The sequence below is a fragment of the Streptacidiphilus sp. PAMC 29251 genome (assembly GCF_054208735.2).
On the sequence record NZ_CM135725.2, the window covers coordinates 1,786,789 to 1,804,002 of the forward strand.

Sequence of the window (17,214 nt, forward strand, 5' to 3'; positions counted from 1 at the left end):
CACCGGAATCCAGCGGCCCCCTATGCCGTGACGGCGCGGCGGCGCGGGTGGACGAAGTGCAGCCACAGTGCCCGGGCCAGCAGGCCGGGGCTGCCCAGGGAGCTGGGGTGGGCCAGCATGGTGGTGACCCGGGCCAGCCGCTCGCTGATCACGGTGTCGGTCACCGAGAGTTCGAACAGCAGCCCGGCCACCCGCTTGGTGAGCCGGTAGCCGCGCGGGTACGGGCCGTCCACGTGCGGCAGCTCCAGGTCGGCGAAGGTGGAGACCTGCCAGGCGGCGTCCACCACGACCTTGACCAGGGCGAAGTAGGCCATGGCCGGCTCGCTCAGTGAGGTCCCCTCCGCGTGCAGGTAGGCCGACAGGCAGGAGGCGTGCAGGGTGGCCGAGGTCATCCCCTGCCCGTAGACCGGGTTGAAGGAGGCGACCGCGTCGCCCGCGGCGACCAGCCCGGCCGGGAAGCGCCCCAGCTCGTGGAAGTCGCGCCGCCTGCTGTCGGCCTGGTGGTACGTCACCACCTCGCCGATCATCTCGGCCCGGTCCACGATGTCCCCGAAGACCTGCGGGAAGTCCTCGCGGCAGCGCCGGGCGTAGTCCTCGACCTCGCGGCTGGGCCGGTCGTCGGCGTAGCCGGAGACCAGCATCAGCCAGCGCTCGCCCTCGACCAGGATGAAGCCGCCGATCCTGGCCGGGCTGCCGGCGGCCGGGTTCGCGGCGGCGAGCGAGACCGCGTTCCAGGCGTCGCTGATGCTGCTGTCGTGCTTGAACATGGCGGTGGCGTAGTTGAGCTTGATCGGCATCCGGCGGACCGGGGGACGCTCCCAGCCGCTCTCCTCCAGCCACTCGGTCAGCCGGCTGGAGCGGCCCATGGCATCGACCACCAGGTCGGCCTGCTCGGTCACCGACTGTGCGGTGCCCTCCGCAGCAGCCCCGTCCGCGCCCGAGGGCAGATAGCGGGCGCCGACCACCCGGTCGCCGTCCAGCTCGATCCCCTCGGCCCGGCCGGTGACCAGGCGGATGTTGCCGACCGCCAGCGTCTTGCGGCGGACCAGCGCCTCCAGGAACGGGCGGGTGCTGACCAGCACCGGCCAGTCCTGCTCGATCGGCGCGGTGACCCGGCGGCGTCCGTCCATGAAGAACCACTCGCGGGAGCCGTCCGGCGGCGGGGTGACCGCTCCCCCGGCCACCGCCTCGGCGACGAAGCCGGGGAACCACCGCTCCAGCTGCACCGCCCCGGCCGGCAGCAGGGCGTGCACCTGGGTTCCCTGCGGCACGCCCGCGCGCGGGCCCTCGTCGGCGGCCGAGCCGTCGCGTTCCAACACGACCACCTCGTCGGCGTGCTCGCTGAGCACCCGCGCCGCCATCAGGCCGGCCATGCTGCCGCCCAGGACGACCGCCCGCCGCATCCGCACACCGCCCTTCGCGGGCGGCAGTGCCGTGCTGATCTGCTCGAACTGGCGTGACGGTGAGTTGCGCATTCAGTGAACTCCTCATCCAGCAGCGGAAGATGAGGATTCTGCCATCGATTGCCGGGGAACGGGAGCGGCCGAGGGACGTAGATCGGGAATGGTCCGCAGACCGCCGCTGAGGGTGCTGTAGAGGGCCAGGGCCAGCAGCAGCCCGGCGTTGAGCAGCAGCACGGTGCCGGCCGACACATGGTCCAGCAGGATGCCGGTGGCCAGCGGCCCGAACGGGATCACCAGCAGCGGGATGAACCCGCAGGCCGCCTGCACCCGGCCCTGGAGGTGGTCCGGGACGGTGTGCAGCCGGGCCGCCGAGATCACCGCGTTGGCCGCCGGGGTGGCCAGGCAGCACAGCGCGATCACCACGGCGGTGGGGGCGAGCGCGGAGTCGAGGGCGAGCAGCGGGGTCAGCAGCGCGGTGCTCCAGCACACCGCCAGCACCAGGGTCCGCGGCGAGAAGGTGCGGCCGGCCCGGGCGCAGAAGATCGAGCCGAGCAGATTGCCCGCGCCGGACACCGCGATCAGCAGACCGTTGTGGAATCCGCCGGAGGAGGTGGACGCGCCCTGCGTCATCAGCGTCAGCACGATGCCCGCGAAGGCCAGGTTGACCAGCGCGGTGTTGACCAGGGTGTAGCGCAGGAACGGGCTGCGGCGGACCTCGGCCAGCCCGGCGGTGAGCTCCTGCCGCAGCGGCGGCTTCTGCGGCGCCGCGGCCGCCGCCGGGGGCCCGGGCGGAAGCCGCACCAGGCTCAGGCAGGCGGCGGAGGCGAGGTAGGAGCCGGCGTCGACCAGGAACGGCAGCGCGGGGGCGAAGGTGTAGAGCGCGGCGCCGAGCAGCGGTCCGGCCAGGGTGGCGGCCGCGGCACGGGCCTGGCTCAGCGAGACGGCGGTGGTCAGCTGCTCCTTGGGCACCACGTGCCGTAGCGCGGCCGAGGCGGCCGGGCTGAAGGGGGCGCTGAAGGTGCTGTTGAGCACGGCGGCGCCGAGCGCCAGCGGCAGGGTGACCTGGTGCGACACCACGGCCAGGGTGAACAGGGTGAAGGTCAGCGCCCGGGCCAGGTCGCAGCAGACCAGTACTGCCTTGCGGGGCAGCCGGTCCACCAGCAGGCCGGCCGGCAGGCCGGCGAACACCGAGGCGAAGACCTCGGCGAAGGTCACCAGACCGAAGTCGGTGGCCGAGTGGGTGGCTGCCAGCAGCACCAGCGGCAGGGCGATGTAGGAGGCCTGGGAGCCGAAACCGGACAACGCGTGGGCGATCCACAGCCGCTGGTAGTCGCGATTGCGGTGGAGCGGGACGAGCGGCTGTTCTTCCACGGCGTTCCCTTCCCGGCGCGTCGGTGTTCGGTGGAGCAGTTCACTACGGCCGAGGCGGCCGGCCCCGGAGGTTCGGGAGCCGGCCGCCTCGCGCATCGCAGTCGGCGTGCTGCTACTCGGCGTTGATGGTGTGGCAGACGCCGCTGAGGGTGCTCCACTCGGCGATCTCGCCGCCCTCGGGCTCGGTGACGGACAGGTCCTGCAGGTTCAGGATTTCGGACATGGGAAACCTCCTGGTGTGGGTGGTGCGGGGTGGCTCCCGGACGGTCGCCCGGGAGAGTCTGTGGGGGCCGGGGGTCAGTGGACCGCGCTCAGCCGTTGTCGTTCCTGCGTAGGGGCGGCCAGGCCTGGGAGGCCCGACTCGGCACCGTCGGCCGCTCCGAGGGCGAGCAGGACGCCCGCGGTTCCGGTGGCGAGGTCCATGGAGAGCCGCAGCAGTTGCTCGCCGGGGAAAGCCAGGCCGCCCTGGTGCGGAATGGCGTGCCAGGACAGCAGCCGCAGATGCCGTTCCAGCGCCGCTGCCGCGTCGGGGTCCTCGCGGTGCCGGGCCAGCAGGGCGATCAGGCCGGCCCGGCCGTTGAAGAGGCTGCTGTGGATGACGAAGGGAGCCCTCGCGGCCAGCAGGATCCCTTGCAGCGCCTGGGCGAACTGTTCGTCCTCGCGATGCCGCAGATACTGCCCCAGGACCAGGCCCAGGCCGCCGCTGCCGGCGGCGAGGTAGGGCAGCAGCCTGGTGCCGTCCTTGAGGTTGACCGCACCCTCCTCACTGGTCCGGCAGTGCACCAGATCAGCGCGCAGGGCGGTCGCCGCCAGATCCAACTGGGACGGGTCGCCGTCCTGCTGATGGCTGCTCAGAAAGAAGGCGGCGATTCCGCCGGCTCCGTGCATCAGGCCGGGTCTGGTTGTGGTCTCTGACGATTGGTCAAGGTGCTTGACCAATCGCTCGGTGGTGTCGGCGAGCAGGTCGCGCAGCCCGGCATCGTCGGTCCGGAGCAGGAGTTGACGCAGGGTCAGTCCGATTCCGGCCAGGCCGTCGTAGAGCGAGGCGTTGTGGGTGTCGGCGGCGCGCTGCACCGCCTCCAGCGCCTGCTCAGGGCGGCCGAGAGCGTCCAGGACGAGCGCCGCCCCGTGCAGTCCGCCGTAGAGTCCGGGCCGCGGGTCGGCGGCGCGAAGCACGGCCTGCCAGAGCCACTCGGTGTGCTCCTCGTCGACCGGACGGCTGCCGGCCGCCAGGGCGTGCAGCACGCCGGACGCGCCATGGGCCAGGGTGTAGCCGCCGTCGTGCAGGGCGACCGGATCGCCGGGGAAGAGCCGGTCGGTCCGCTCCGGGGTGGCACTGGCGACGATGGCGTCGGCGAGCGCTGCCCGCAGCTGCGGCCGGGCCTCGGGGGTGAACAGCGGCGAGGCCTCGGTCCGCACCGCCCCCGGCCGGCGCAGCCCACGCCGCACGCCCTCGGTGTAGGACGCCGGAACCGGGAACAGCCGGGCCGTCGCGTCCACCAGCTCGTCCAGTTTCCCGGGGTCGAGGTCGAGCAGGACGGTCAGCGGCAGGAACAGCGCCAGCCGCAGGCTGTCCAGGGCGTACTGGTCCCGGGCCGTTCCGGTGGCCGCGTGGGCGGCGACGAAGCCGGGGCAGCCCATGCTGGGGGCCCGGTCCTGGTCCGGACGGTGGGTGACCTCGAAGTCGACCAGGCAGATCCGGCCGTCCGGGCGCAGCATCACATTGGCCGGGTGCAGATCGCCGAAGACCAGCCCACGGGCGTGGATGGCGTCAATGGCGTGCTGGAGCCGGCCGACGATGTCCAGCACCTTGGCGGTGTACTCGTCGATCCGGGCCCGGTCGGCCCCGGGGCGGGTGAGCGGGTTGTTGCGGACCATGAACTGCCAGAGGGTCTCGCCCTCGATGTACTCCACGGCCAGGTAGTGGTGCTCCCAGACCCGGAACTCGTCCAGCAGCTTCGGCACGAAGGGCAGTCCGGCCAGGTGCTTCAGTGCGGTGGCCTCCTGGTGCAGCCGGGCCACCGCGTCCACGCCGGCCCCGTCCAGACCGGCCAGCGGGCGGGCCTCGCGCAGCACCACCTGGTCTCCGGTCTTCGGGTCGCGGGCCAGGTAGATGCCCCCGCCGTTGGAGAAGTGCAGGGCCCGCTCGACCGGGTAAGGCAGGCCGACCGTACCGGCCGGCACCTGGTCCGCCCGCAGTTGCTCGGCGACGAACTCCGGCGGGGTGAGCCAGGCCGGCACCCGGAAGCAGGGGTCGCGGCGGTCCGGCACCAGGGTTCCGTCCGGACGGGCCAGCGCCAGCACCCGCCCGCCGTCCTCGGCGGTGCACCAGCGGCTGGTGAATCCGCCGTAGCGCAGGTACAGCGGGCCCTGCCGCCAGCGCAGATCGCCCAGAATGTACGGGCCTTGACGGTCCATCAGCAGTGGTGACAGCTCGTCCAGGACGCGTCGCACCTGCCTGTCGTCGGCCGGGTAGAGGGTGAGCAGCTTGCCGCTGCTGCCGCGCCTGGCGTACTTGCTGTTGTTGAGCAGGTGGATCCGGCGGTTCGGCAGGAACTTGTGGGCCACGCCGGTCCGCAGACAGTAGGCGCTGACCAGCTCGATGGTCTCCGCGGCCCCCTCGGTGGTGGCCGAGACATGCAGTTTCCAGCCCTGGTCCGGGAGCTTGGAGCCGATCGGGGTCAGATACACCCAGGTCCCGCTCTCGCTGCGGCGCCAGCCGGCCGGGGCCGGCCGCTCGGCGGCGGCGAACCTCTGGTCCTCGGCGCGGCCCACGGGGTGGTCGTAGAAGTTCGGATCCGCACCGGCGTAGATGTGGTGATTGCCCAGCACTGCGTCACCCCTTTCTCAGGGCCGTTTCGGATGTGGTGTCAGCCGCCCCAGGTGACGTCGCCGGGCGTGGGCGACGGCGTGGGAACCGGTGCCGCGTCAGCGGGTGCGGCGGCCGCGACGGTGCCGGCGCCGAGCGGTGGGGAGGAGTGCGGGGAGCCCGTCTGCACAGCGACGCCGATCAGGAGTGCGGCGCTGAGAGCGAGGGTGGCGGTGGCGGTCCTGGCTGCTCGAACGGCAGACACAGCTGGTTCTCCTTCTTCCGGGTGTCCTTCCCTCCCCACGACCTCACCCTGACGCCGGATCAACCCCGATGGAAGGGAACACTGCTGGACGGATCATGCAATGGCATATTTTGTCCAGGGCCGCCACCGGACTGGCCTGCGCACCTCTAACATTCGGTCACAGATGCCAGACGCGAACGATTGGGCGGTCTTCGTGCTTGAGGTGTTGGGTTTGGACATGGAAGCCGAGCGGGTCTACCGGGCGATGCTCGCCCATCCCAAGGAGAATGTGGCAACGCTGGGACTGCGCCTCGGCATGCCGGAGACCCAGCTGCTCCAGCGGCTGGAGCGGCTCAACGCGCTGGCTCTGATAAGACCCTCGGCACACGAGGACATCGGCTTTCGGGCGATCGACCCCGAGACCGCGATGGAGGTGCTGCTGACCCGTCAGCAGGTCGACCTCGCCGCCCAGCAGATGCGGGTGGAGGCCTCCAGGGCCGCCGCCGCCCGGCTCATCGCCGAATGCTCCGACCTGCAACCACGAGCCTCGGAGGCCGATTCGCAAAGGCTGACCGGGCCCGAGGCGATCCGGGGGCGACTGGAGCAGCTCGCCGCGGAGACCCGGCAGCAGATGATGACCTTCGCCCCCGGCGGCGCCCACAGCGCCGCCGACCTCGAGGCCAGCCGCGAACCCAACCGGGCGCTGCTGGAGCGGGGGGTGGAGATGCGCACGGTCTACCTCGACAGCGCCCGTAACCACCAGACCACGCTGGACCACGTGGAGTGGCTGAGCCGGCACGGAGGCCAGGTGCGCACCGCGCCCACCCTGCCGATCCGTATGATCATCTCGGACCGGCGCCGCGCGGTCCTGCCGATCGACACCTCGGACGCCCGCGCCGGCGCGGTGGTCCTGGAGGGCGTCGGCACGGTCACCGCGCTGTGCGCCCTGTTCGAGGGGGTCTGGGAGAGCGCGACCCCGCTGGGCGCGGCCCCCGCCCGGGACATGAACGGGATGCCCCCGCAGGAGGCCGAGACCATGCGGCTGCTCGCCCAGGGCCTCACCGACGAGGCGATCGCCAAGCGGCTCGGGGTCTCCCCGCGCACCGCCCGCCGGATCGCCGCCGAGCTGCTGAACGACCTGGAGGCGCACAGCCGCTTCCAGGCGGGCGTCCACGCGGTGCAGAACGGCTGGCTCCCGCCTTCGCGCTGACCCGCTTGCCCGGGCCCTGTCAGTAGACGTCGCGGAGGTAGCGGCGGTCGGCGCTGAGCTGCTTGAGGTACGCGGCGGCCTGGGCCTGGTCCAGGCCGCCATGGGCGACGGCGATGTCGCGCAGGGCCCGGTCCACGTCCACGGCCATCCGGGCGGCGTCGCCGCAGACGTAGAAGTGGGCGCCCTGCTGCAGCCACTCCCAGAGCCGGGGGCCGTGCTCGCGCATCCGGTCCTGGACGTAGACCTTGGCCCGCTGGTCGCGGGAGAAGGCCAGGTCCAGGCGGTCCAGATGGCCGGACTTCTGGAAGGCGGCGAGCTCCTCGCGGTAGTAGAAGTCGGTCGCCTGGCGCTGCTCGCCGAAGAAGAGCCAGTTGCGGCCGGTGTCGCCGCGGGCCCGGCGCTCCTCCAGGAAGCCGATGAAGGGGGCCACTCCGGTGCCCGGGCCGACCATCACCATCGGCGCCCGGGGGTCGGCCGGCGGCCGGAACCGGGGGGAGCTGCGGACGAAGACCGGGACCGGCCCGTCGTCGGCCGCGTCGGCGAGATACGCCGAGCACACTCCCGTCCGCGGCAGCCCTTCATTGCTGCTGTAGCGGACCACGGAGACGGTGACTGAGACCTGGTCGGGGTGGGCCAGCGGGCTGGAGGATATCGAGTACAGCCGCGGCTGCAGGCCGCCCAGCACGCCGGCCCATTCGCGCGCGGTGGCCCGGACCGGGTGGGCCGCGATCACGTCCACGGCCTGGCGGCCCCAGCTCCACTTGGCGAGTTCGCCCTGGTTGTCCTGGCGCAGCAGCTGCTTCAGCTCGCGGTCGGTGCCCCGGTCGGCGAGGAAGCGGAGCAGGGCGGGGGTGATCCTGGCGATCTCGAACCGGGTGCGCAGGGCCTCGCCCAGCGGGATGTCCCCCGACTCGAAAACCGGTACTGACTCCTCCGGGTCCAGCCCGGTGACGGACAACCACTCCCCCACCAGGCGGGCGGAGTTGGCAGGGCAGACACCCAGTGCGTCGCCGGGCTGGTAGCGCAGGTCGCCCAGGTCGCCGCCCCGGGTGTCGAAGGTGAACCGGCGGACCTCCTTGGCGGATCCGGGGAGGCTGAGCAGCCGGTTGCCGACCAGCAGGGTGGGGAAGGGAGCGGTCTTGGAGTAGCCGGTCCCGGTGGTGGTCGGCCCGACGGGCACCGCGAAAGGTGGGGCCGCCTCCGCCGGGGCCGCCAGCGCGGCCAGGACCTGGTCCAGCCACTGCTCGGCGGCCTTCTCATAGGCCGGTTCGCAGTCGGTGCGCGGGGTCAGCCGGGCGGCGCCCAACTCGCCGAGGCGCTGGTCGATCCGGCGGCCGTGGCCGCAGAAGTCACCGTAGCTGGAGTCGCCGAGGGCCAGCACCGAGTAGCGCAGACCACTGACCGCGGCGTGGTCGCGGGCGGTGAGCGACTCCCAGAACGCGGTGCCGTTGTCGGGGGCCTCGCCGTCGCCGAAGGTGCTGGTGATGAAGAGGACGACGGTGCCCGGCGGCAGCGCCTCCGGGAGGCAGTCGGCCATGTCGAGCAGCCGCGGCTGCCAGCCCGCCTCCGACAGCCGGCGGGCGCTGGCGGACGCGACCTCTTCGGCATTGCCGGTCTGCGAGGCCCAGAGCACCAGGATCTCCCGCGCGTCCGTCACTGCGGGAGCCGCAGTCGGAGCCGCAGCCGATGCGGGTTCGATGCGGGAGTAGAGCCCGGCCAGCAGCCCGTTCACCCAACTGGCCCGCTCCGGCGCCAGCGGTGCCGCCGCCGGCAGCACCGGCACGGTCGCGCCCAGTGCACTACTGCTACCGAGCCCGGCCAGGAACCCGGACAGATAGTGGCGCTCGTCATCGGAGAACACCGGCGGCACCACATCGGCCACCCCCAGCAACCCCCCGAGCTCAGCCACCACCCCTACCGCAGCCGCCACCGGCACCGCCGCCGCGACCCGGGTCAACCTCACCGCGCAGAACTTGAACCCCGGCTGGAACGAGATCGGGTCGACCGCGTCGCTCGTCACCGCGTTGACGCTCAGATACTCCCCGAAGAGGTCGTTCCAGTGGAACGGCGCAAAGCAGGTGCCCGGCCGTACCCGATCAGTGATCACAACCGGGAGCACTGCTCTCCCCCGCCGGGAGGCGATCTCGACCTGGTCCTGCTCCGCCAGCCCCAGCGCCGCCGCGTCCGCCGGGTGGATCTCCACGAAGGAGCTGGGATTCAGCCGGTTGAGCTTGGCCACCTTGCCGGTCTTGGTCAGCGTGTGCCACTGGTGCGGCAGCCGCCCGGTGTTGAGCACAAACGGGAAGTCGTCGTCCGGCAGCTCCTCCGCCGGAAGGTGCGGCCGGGGGAAGAACACCCCGCGTCCGCTCGCCGTGGGAAAGACCAGCCGGGGCCGACTGCCGTCCGGGTGTTCGAGCAGCGGCTGGTGCACCCCGTCGTTGAGGTAGCGGATCGGGCTCCGCCCATTTCCCTCGGCCGTGGCGCTAGGCCACTGCACCGGTGTCTCACGCAGCCGGTCGTAGCTGACGCCCCGTAGGTCGTAGCCGGTCCTCGGGTTCCAGGCCCGCTTGATCTCCTCGAACACCTCCTCCGCGCAGCTGTAGTCGAAGGCCTCGGCGAAGCCCATCTCGCTCGCCACCCGGGCGATCAACTGCCAGTCCGGCAGCGCCTCCCCCGGCGGGTCCGCGGCCGGGCGGAGCAGGGTGAGGCTGCGCTCGGAGTTGACCATCACCCCCTCCGCCTCGGCCCACATGGTCGCGGGCAGGACCACGTCGGCGTAGGCATTGGTCTCGGTCTCGGCGAAGACGTCCTGGGTGACCACGAACTCGGCCGCCTCAAGTCCGGCGATGACGGTCCGTCGGTTGGCCACCGAGGCCACCGGGTTGGTGCAGATGATCCAGCAGGCCTTGATCCCGCCCCCGGCCATCCGTTCGAACAGCTCGACCGTGCCCTGTCCGGCCTCGGCCCGCAGGGTCCCGGCCGGTACCCCCCACAACTGCTCGGTGAACGCCCGGTCCTCGGCGACCAGGGCCGACCGCTGCCCCGGCAGGCCCGGTCCCATATAGCCCATCTCCCGGCCGCCCATGGCGTTGGGCTGGCCGGTGAGCGAGAACGGGCCGCTGCCGGGACGGCAGATCGCCCCGGTCGCCAGGTGCAGATTGCACAGCGCGTTGGTGTTCCAGGTGCCGTGGGTGCTCTGGTTCAGCCCCATGGTCCAGCAGCTCATCCACTCCCCCGCCGCGCCGATCCACTCCGCCGCGCGCCGGATGTCGGCCTCGGGGATCCCGGTGATCGCAGCGACTGCCTCCGGCGGGTAGTCCTCCAGAAAGGCCGGCATCGCCTCCCAGCCCTCGGTGCACTCGGCGATGAAAGCGGCATCGGTGTGGCCCGCCCGTACCAGCAGGTGCAGCAGCCCGTTCAGCAGGGCCAGATCCGTCCCCGGCCTGATCTGCAGAAAGAGGTCGGCCTTGGCGGCGGTGGCGCTGCGCCTGGGGTCGACCACGATCAGCTTGGCGCCCGCCCTGACCCGCTCCATCATCCGCAGAAACAGGATGGGATGGCAGTCGGCCATATTGGCGCCGATGACAAAGAAGACATCCGCGTGCTCGAAGTCCTGGTACGAGCCGGGCGGGCCGTCCGCACCGAGCGAGAGCTTGTAGCCGCTGCCCGCGCTGGCCATGCACAGCCGGGAGTTGGACTCGATCTGATTGGTCCCGACAAAGCCCTTGGCCAGTTTGTTCGCCAGGTACTGCGCCTCCAGCGTCATCTGCCCCGAGACGTAGAAGGACAGTGCGTCGGGCCCATGGGCGTCCAGGATCTCCCGCAGTCGCCGGGCGGTCCTGGTGATCGCCGCATCAGTGCTGGTCGGCTCGGGCTCCGCGCCGCGCTCCGCCCGCACCAGGGCCGTGCCCAGCCGACCGGGAGCAGCGAACAGATCGGCACTGGTCGCGCCCTTGGTGCAGAGCCGTCCGGCGTTGGCGGGGTGCGCCTTGTCCCCGGCGGCGCCGGTCACGCTGCGCCGCCCGGTGCCGGCGTCCGTGCTGACCTCCAGGACCAGACCGCAGCCGACTCCGCAGTACGAGCAGACGGTCCTCACCTGGGTGGTCACGGGCGGCCCCTCTCCGGAACGGGTGGGACGATCCCACTCACCCGCACCCTAGGAAGGCCCCGTTGCGTCCGGATCACACGGACGACCGCCGCCGGTTACATCCGGCTCACCCCGCCCGGCTCAGCCCGTGAGGCCCGCTCACGGCGCCAGCGCCAGCCGGTAGCCGCGCTTGGGAACCGTGTGCACCAGCCCCGAGTAGGAGCCCAGCACCCCGCGCAGCCGGGCCACCGCGACCTCGACCGCGTGCTCGTCGGCGCTGCTGCCGACCCACACCCGGCGCAGCAGTTCGATCCGGCTGAGCACCCGTCCCGGCTGGTCGGAGAGCGCGCGCAGCAGCGCGGTCTGGATCGGGGAGAGCCAGAGGCACTCCTGGTCGACCAGGATCGCGCTGCCCTGGAGCACCAGCCGGGACGGGCCGAGCCGCAGTTCGCGGTTCCCGGTCGGCAGGGTCTCGACGATGGTGCGGACCATCGAGCCGAGCCGCCCCCGGTCCGGCTGCACCGGGTGGACCCCGTGCTCCTCCAACGGCCGGGCGCAGACCGGGCCGACGCACACCGGCAGCACCCCGCCGCCCGCCGCGCCCACCCGCATCGCGTCCAGCACCTCCCGGTGCAGTCCCTGGCCGTGGGCGGAGTCGAGGAAGCCGGTGATGGCGGGGGCGCTGGTGAAGGCGATCGCCTGGATCTCCCGGCGGACGGTCTGCTCGACCAGCCGCCGCACCGCCTCCGGGTCCTCCGGCGGCCCCCAGCGGTAGACCGGGACGGCGGTGACGTCGGCGCCGCGCTCGCGCAGCGCGGCCACGAAGGCGTCCAGCGGTGCGCCGTGCTCCTGCACCGCGATCCGGCGTCCGCGCAGGTCGCGGGCGAGCAGCCAGGTGAGCAGCTCGTCATTGGCCTCGCTCTCCGGCGAGAAGCTCTCGCCCAGGCCGCTGGCCCGGACCGCCCCGGTGGCCTTGGGGCCGCGGCTGATCACCACCGCGTCCCGGCACACCTCGGCCAGCCGCCGGCCGTAGCCCCAGCCGTCGGCGGCGCTCATCCAGCCGCGCCAGCCGACCCCGGTGGTGGCCACCACATAGTCCAGCGGGCCGGCCAGGCAGCGCTCGGTGGCGCGGCGCAGCGCGCTGTCGTCCTCCAGCGGGAGGATCCGTACGGTCGGCGCCTCGACCACCCGGGCGCCGCGCCGTCTGAGCATCGCGGTGAGTTCGTCGCGACGGCGGGCGGCGGTCACCCCGATGGTGAATCCGGTGAGCGGGCCCAGCAGAGTGTCGCCGCCGGTGACCTCCGAGAGGTCTGCCGCGGGCGGCCTCGGCGGGCCGGCGTCGGATGTGTGACCAGTTGCCATGGTTCGAAGACTCCAGCAGTGGTATTACGTGCTTGTTCCGTACCGATCACGCCGACGTTAGCTGAGCACGTCACGGGTTACGCCAGATGTCCGGTCCGTCACCTCAGAACGTCGCCGATGTGAGCCACCTGTACCGCTGCGGCAACACGGACGACCCGGACGCGTAACCCGGCCCGTTGACGCTGAGTGACATGGCCAGCACCGGTACGTCGTTCACCCCTCCCCGAGGAGTCCGCCCATGACACCGCAGCACCTTGTCCTCGTCGGGCACGGCATGGTCGGCCAGCGCTTCCTGGAGGCGGTCGCCGAGCACAGCCCGGCGACCCCCTGGCGGATCACCGTGCTCGCCGAGGAGCCGCGTCCGGCCTACGACCGGGTGCAGCTGACCTCCTGGTTCTCCGGTACCGGTGCCGACGAGCTGTCGCTCTGCCCGACCGGGTTCCTGGACGGGCTGCGCGCCGCCGGACACAGCCTGGAACTGCACCTGGACGACCCCGCCGTCGCCGTCGACCGCGCCGCCCGCACGGTCACCACCCGGGCCGGACGCACCGTCGGCTATGACGCCCTGGTGCTGGCCACCGGCTCCTATCCGTTCGTGCCGCCGATCCCCGGGCACGACGCCGAGGGCTGCCACGTCTACCGCACCATCGAGGATCTGGAGGCGATCCGGGACCGTGCGGCGCACGCCTCGGTCGGCGCCGTGGTCGGTGGTGGACTGCTGGGACTTGAAGCCGCCGGCGCACTGAGGGCGCTCGGTCTGGAGACGCATGTGGTGGAGTTCGCGCCCCGGCTGATGGCGCTTCAGGTGGACCAGGGCGGCGGCGACATCCTGCGCCGAAAGATCGAGGAGCTGGACGTGGTGGTCCACACCGGCGCCGCCACCCAGCGGATCGACACCGGCGCGGACGGCACGGCCCGCAGCATGGCCCTCTCCGACGGCACCGTCCTGGACGTCGACCTGGTGGTCTTCTCGGCCGGGATCCGCCCCCGGGACCAGCTGGCCCGGGACTGCGGCCTGCCGGTCGGCGAGCGCGGCGGAATCGTGGTGGACCACCGCTGCCGCACCGCCGACCCGCGGGTCTGGGCGATCGGCGAGTGCGCCCTGGCCGCCGACGGCCGGGTGTACGGGCTGGTGGCGCCCGGTTATGCGATGGCCGAGGCGGCGGCCCTCGATCTGACCGGCGGCCTGGGCAGCTTCACCGGCGCCGACACCTCCACCAAGCTGAAACTGCTCGGCGTGGACGTGGCCAGCTTCGGCGACGCCCACGGCGGCAGCGAGGGCGCGCTCGACGTCGTCTACAGCAGCGGCCGCTCCGGGATCTACCGCAAACTGGTGGTCGGCGCGGACGGCCGGCTGCTCGGCGGCGTCCTGGTCGGCGACACCGAGTCCTATGACGCGCTGCGCCCGCTGGCGCTGAGCGGGGCGGTGCTGCCGGCCAGCCCGGAGCAGCTGGTGCTGCCGGCCGGCCTCGGCGCGCCGATCGGCCCGCTGGCGCTGCCGGACGAGGCCGTGGTCTGCTCCTGCCACCACGTCACCAAGGCGGTCATCGCCGGGGCGGTGCGGGACGGCAGTTGCGGCACCGTGCCGGAGGTGAAGAAGTGCACCAAAGCCGGTACCGGCTGCGGCAGTTGCGTGAAGATGGTCGACACCATCGTCCGGGAGGAACTGACCGCCGCCGGGGTCGAGCTCGCCCACGGCCTCTGCGAGCACTTCGCCCACACCAGGTCCGAGCTGTACGAGATCGTCCGGGTGAAGGGCATCAGCAGCTTCTTCCGGCTGCTGCGGGAGCACGGCCGCGGTGAGGGCTGCGAGATCTGCAAGCCGGTGGCCGCGTCCATCCTGGCCAGCCTGGACCGGGGGCACATCCTGGACGGCGAGCAGGGCGCGCTGCAGGACACCAACGACCACCACCTCGGCAATCTGCAGCGCAACGGCTCCTACTCGGTGGTGCCGCGGATCCCCGGCGGCGAGATCACACCGGACGGCCTGATCACCATCGGCGAGATCGCCCGCGACTTCGGGCTCTACACCAAGATCACCGGCGGCCAGCGGATCGACCTCCTCGGCGCCCGGGTGGACCAGCTGCCGCTGATCTGGACCCGGCTCGTGGACGCCGGATTCGAATCAGGACACGCTTATGGAAAAGCTTTGCGAACCGTCAAGTCCTGTGTGGGGCAGACCTGGTGTCGCTACGGGGTGCAGGATTCAGTGGCTCTCGCCATTGAACTTGAGCTGCGCTACCGTGGCTTGAGAGCCCCTCACAAGCTGAAGTCCGCGGTGTCCGGATGCGCCCGGGAGTGCGCCGAGGCACAGAGCAAGGACTTCGGGATCATCGCCACCGCCGAGGGCTGGAACCTCTACCTCGGCGGCAACGGCGGGATGACGCCACGTCATGCCGACCTGCTGGCACAGGATCTGGACCACGACACGCTCATCCGCACCATCGACCGCTTTCTGATGTTCTACATCCGCACCGCCGACCGACTGGAGCGCACCGCGCCCTGGCTGGCCAGGCTCGAGGGCGGCCTGGACCACCTGCGCGCGGTGCTGCTGGACGACTCGCTGGGCATCTGCGCCGACCTGGACGAGTTGATGGCCCGTCATGTCGAGACCTACCAGGACGAGTGGGCCGCCACCCTGGCCGACCCGGAGCGGCTGAGCCGCTTCGTCTCCTTCGTCAACGCCCCCGACACCCCCGACCCGACCGTGCGCTTCGTCCCCGAACGTGACCAGATCCGTCCGGCCAGGCCGGACGAGGACGGCCGTGCCCTGCCGTTGATCGCCGGCTCCGCCCTGGAGGTACGTACCCGATGACCCTAGTGACGCACGCAACGGTAGTGCTGATCGAGACGGTTGAGATCCACGACGGTGAACGCTGGGTGGGCGTCAGCACCCTCGACCGGCTGACCCCGGGCCGGGGGGTGGCCCTGCTCCTGGGCGACCACCAGATCGCGGCCTTCCGCGACCGCGCGGGCGCCCTCTACGCCCTGGACAACCGCGACCCGTTCAGCGGCGCGTACGTGCTCTCCCGCGGTCTGATCGGCAGTCGGGGCGAGGTGCCGGTGCTGATCTCGCCGATGTACAAGCAGGCCTTCGACCTGCGCACCGGGGTCTGCCTGGACGAGGACCAGGCGCCGGACGGCAGCAGCTCCACGCTGCGCACCTGGCCGATCAGAACCTCACAGCGGCCTGAACCCGACGTGCGCAAGCCGTAGCGCGCCGGTGCCTGAATCGAACAGATGACGAAATCTCAGCTCCCTAGCGTGACCCACTGTCAGCACCCCCTTCCCCCTACGTGAGGCAGGCACCATGAGCGCGACAGTCCACGAACCGGGTTCGACGGCCACGGATCAGCCACGCCCCCGCTCCCGCAGCCTCACCGAGTGGCAGCCCGAGGATCCGGCCTTCTGGGAACGCACGGGGGCCGCCGTGGCCCGGCGCAACCTGCTGTTCTCGGTCATCTCGGAGCACATCGGCTTCTCGGTGTGGAGCCTGTGGTCGGTGCTGGTGCTCTTCCTAGGACCGCAGTACCACATCGACGCCGCCGGGAAGTTCCTGCTCACCGCCGTCCCCACCGCGGTCGGCTCGGTGCTGCGGCTGCCCTACACCACCGCCGTGGCCCGCTTCGGCGGACGCAACTGGACCATCGTCAGCGCCCTGCTGCTGCTGATCCCGACCGTGCTCGCCGGGATCCTGCTGAAGCCCGGCGTCTCGTACAGCACCCTGGTGCTGCTCGCGGCCGTGGCCGGGGTCGGCGGGGGCAACTTCGCCTCCTCGATGGCGAACATCAACGCCTACTACCCGCAGCGGCTCAAGGGCTGGGCGCTGGGCGTCAACGCCGGCGGCGGCAACCTCGGCGTGGCGGCGGTGCAACTCGTCGGCCTGCTGATCCTGGCCACCGCCGGCGCCGCCCACCCCCGGCTGCTGCCGCTGGTGTACGTGCCGCTGATCGTGCTGGCGGCGCTGGGCGCGGCCCTGGCGATGAACAACTTCGGAGCCCCGGCGAACCGCAGGCACGCGCTGCGGGACAGCTGCCGCGAACCGCACACCTGGGTGATGTCGGTGCTGTACGTGGGCACCTTCGGCTCCTTCATCGGCTTCGGCTTCGCCTTCGGCCAGGTACTGCAGGTGCAGTTCCACGACCAGTTCGACACCCCGATCAAGGCCGCCTATCTGACCTTCCTCGGCCCGCTGCTGGGCTCGCTGGTCCGCCCGATCGGGGCAGGATGGCCGACCGCTGGGGCGGGGCCAGGGTGACCTGCTGGAACTTCGCCGCGATGGCGGTCGGCGCGGGGGTGGTGCTGATCGCCTCGGAGCAGCATTCGCTGCCGCTGTTCCTGGCCGGGTTCATCGCCCTGTTCGTCTTCAGCGGCATCGGCAACGGCTCCACCTACACCATGATCCCGGCCATCTTCCGGGCCAGGGCCAAGGCCGCCGTCCTGGACGGCGCCGACCCGGTCGAGGCCGAACGCAACTCCCAGCGCAGCGCCACCGCGCTGATCGGGGTCGCCGGGGCGATCGGCGCCTTCGGCGGGGTGCTGGTGAACCTCGCCATCCGGCAGTCCTTCCTCAGCGCCCACAACGGCAACGCGGCCTATCTTGCCTTCCTGCTCGCCTACGCCTTCTGCCTGGTGCTGACCTGGGCGGTCTACCGGCGCGGACAGACCGCCCCGGCCACCGCCCCGGCCGTCACCAGCACGGCCTGAGCCGACGGCCCGGCCCGGCCG

General features: G+C 71.9%; 9 protein-coding genes and 1 pseudogene. 4 read left to right on the forward strand and 6 right to left on the reverse strand.

The genetic code is table 11. The features are described 5' to 3' along the window. Positions 1-20: 20 nt before the first annotated feature. The 4 genes from ACXKR8_RS08500 to ACXKR8_RS08515 all read right to left on the reverse strand — a co-directional run bounded on the left by ACXKR8_RS08500 (position 21) and on the right by ACXKR8_RS08515 (position 5,848). On the reverse strand, positions 21-1,475 hold the full coding sequence (locus tag ACXKR8_RS08500; RefSeq protein ID WP_458272282.1) for an FAD-dependent oxidoreductase: 1,455 nt from the start codon (positions 1,473-1,475) through the stop codon (positions 21-23). 12 nt (positions 1,476-1,487) lie between these two features. Further along, complete coding sequence (locus tag ACXKR8_RS08505; RefSeq protein ID WP_458272283.1) at positions 1,488-2,774, reverse strand: MFS transporter; 1,287 nt, start codon at positions 2,772-2,774, stop codon at positions 1,488-1,490. Between the two features lie 297 nt (positions 2,775-3,071). Further along, entirely contained in the window at positions 3,072-5,606 is a 2,535-nt protein-coding gene (gene lanKC, locus ACXKR8_RS08510; RefSeq protein WP_458272284.1) for a class III lanthionine synthetase LanKC, read from the reverse strand. 38 nt (positions 5,607-5,644) lie between these two features. Then, positions 5,645-5,848: a hypothetical protein gene (locus tag ACXKR8_RS08515; protein WP_458272285.1), complete on the reverse strand. Its 204-nt coding sequence runs from the start codon at positions 5,846-5,848 to the stop codon at positions 5,645-5,647. Between the two features lie 217 nt (positions 5,849-6,065). Between ACXKR8_RS08515 and ACXKR8_RS08520 the strand changes: the two genes are divergently transcribed. Beyond that, on the forward strand, positions 6,066-7,037 hold the full coding sequence (locus tag ACXKR8_RS08520) for a helix-turn-helix transcriptional regulator (RefSeq protein WP_458274923.1): 972 nt from the start codon (positions 6,066-6,068) through the stop codon (positions 7,035-7,037). Positions 7,038-7,056: 19 nt separating this feature from the next. Here the strand turns inward: ACXKR8_RS08520 and ACXKR8_RS08525 are convergent, their stop codons facing one another. Beyond that, the gene (locus tag ACXKR8_RS08525) at positions 7,057-11,145 is read right to left on the reverse strand and encodes a molybdopterin-dependent oxidoreductase (RefSeq protein ID WP_458272286.1); all 4,089 of its coding nucleotides are present in this window, start codon (positions 11,143-11,145) and stop codon (positions 7,057-7,059) included. Between the two features lie 138 nt (positions 11,146-11,283). Beyond that, positions 11,284-12,486 carry a uroporphyrinogen-III synthase gene (locus ACXKR8_RS08530; RefSeq protein ID WP_458272287.1) on the reverse strand — a complete coding sequence of 401 codons (1,203 nt, stop codon included), beginning with the start codon at positions 12,484-12,486 and terminating at the stop codon, positions 11,284-11,286. Positions 12,487-12,724: 238 nt separating this feature from the next. Here ACXKR8_RS08530 and nirB point away from each other — a divergent pair, with 238 nt between their 5' ends. The 3 genes and pseudogenes from nirB (at position 12,725) to ACXKR8_RS08545 (ending at position 17,193) form a co-directional block, all read left to right on the forward strand. Then, positions 12,725-15,301, forward strand: a complete 2,577-nt coding sequence (gene nirB / locus ACXKR8_RS08535) for a nitrite reductase large subunit NirB (protein ID WP_458272288.1) — start codon at positions 12,725-12,727, stop codon at positions 15,299-15,301. Further along, positions 15,298-15,702, forward strand: a complete 405-nt coding sequence (gene nirD / locus ACXKR8_RS08540) for a nitrite reductase small subunit NirD (RefSeq protein ID WP_458272289.1) — start codon at positions 15,298-15,300, stop codon at positions 15,700-15,702. The genes nirB and nirD overlap by 4 nt, the downstream gene beginning before the upstream one ends. 94 nt (positions 15,703-15,796) lie before the next feature. Further along, positions 15,797-17,193: pseudogene (locus ACXKR8_RS08545) on the forward strand (nitrate/nitrite transporter). Positions 17,194-17,214 lie beyond the last annotated feature (21 nt).

Coding starts and splice junctions, on each gene's coding strand:
- ACXKR8_RS08520 (WP_458274923.1), top strand. CDS start 6,066: ATGGAAGCCGAGCGGGTCTACCGGGCGATGCTCGCCCATCCCAAGGAG.
- nirD (WP_458272289.1), top strand. CDS start 15,298: ATGACCCTAGTGACGCACGCAACGGTAGTGCTGATCGAGACGGTTGAG.
- ACXKR8_RS08500 (WP_458272282.1), bottom strand. CDS start 1,475: ATGCGCAACTCACCGTCACGCCAGTTCGAGCAGATCAGCACGGCACTG.
- nirB (WP_458272288.1), top strand. CDS start 12,725: ATGACACCGCAGCACCTTGTCCTCGTCGGGCACGGCATGGTCGGCCAG.
- ACXKR8_RS08530 (WP_458272287.1), bottom strand. CDS start 12,486: ATGGCAACTGGTCACACATCCGACGCCGGCCCGCCGAGGCCGCCCGCG.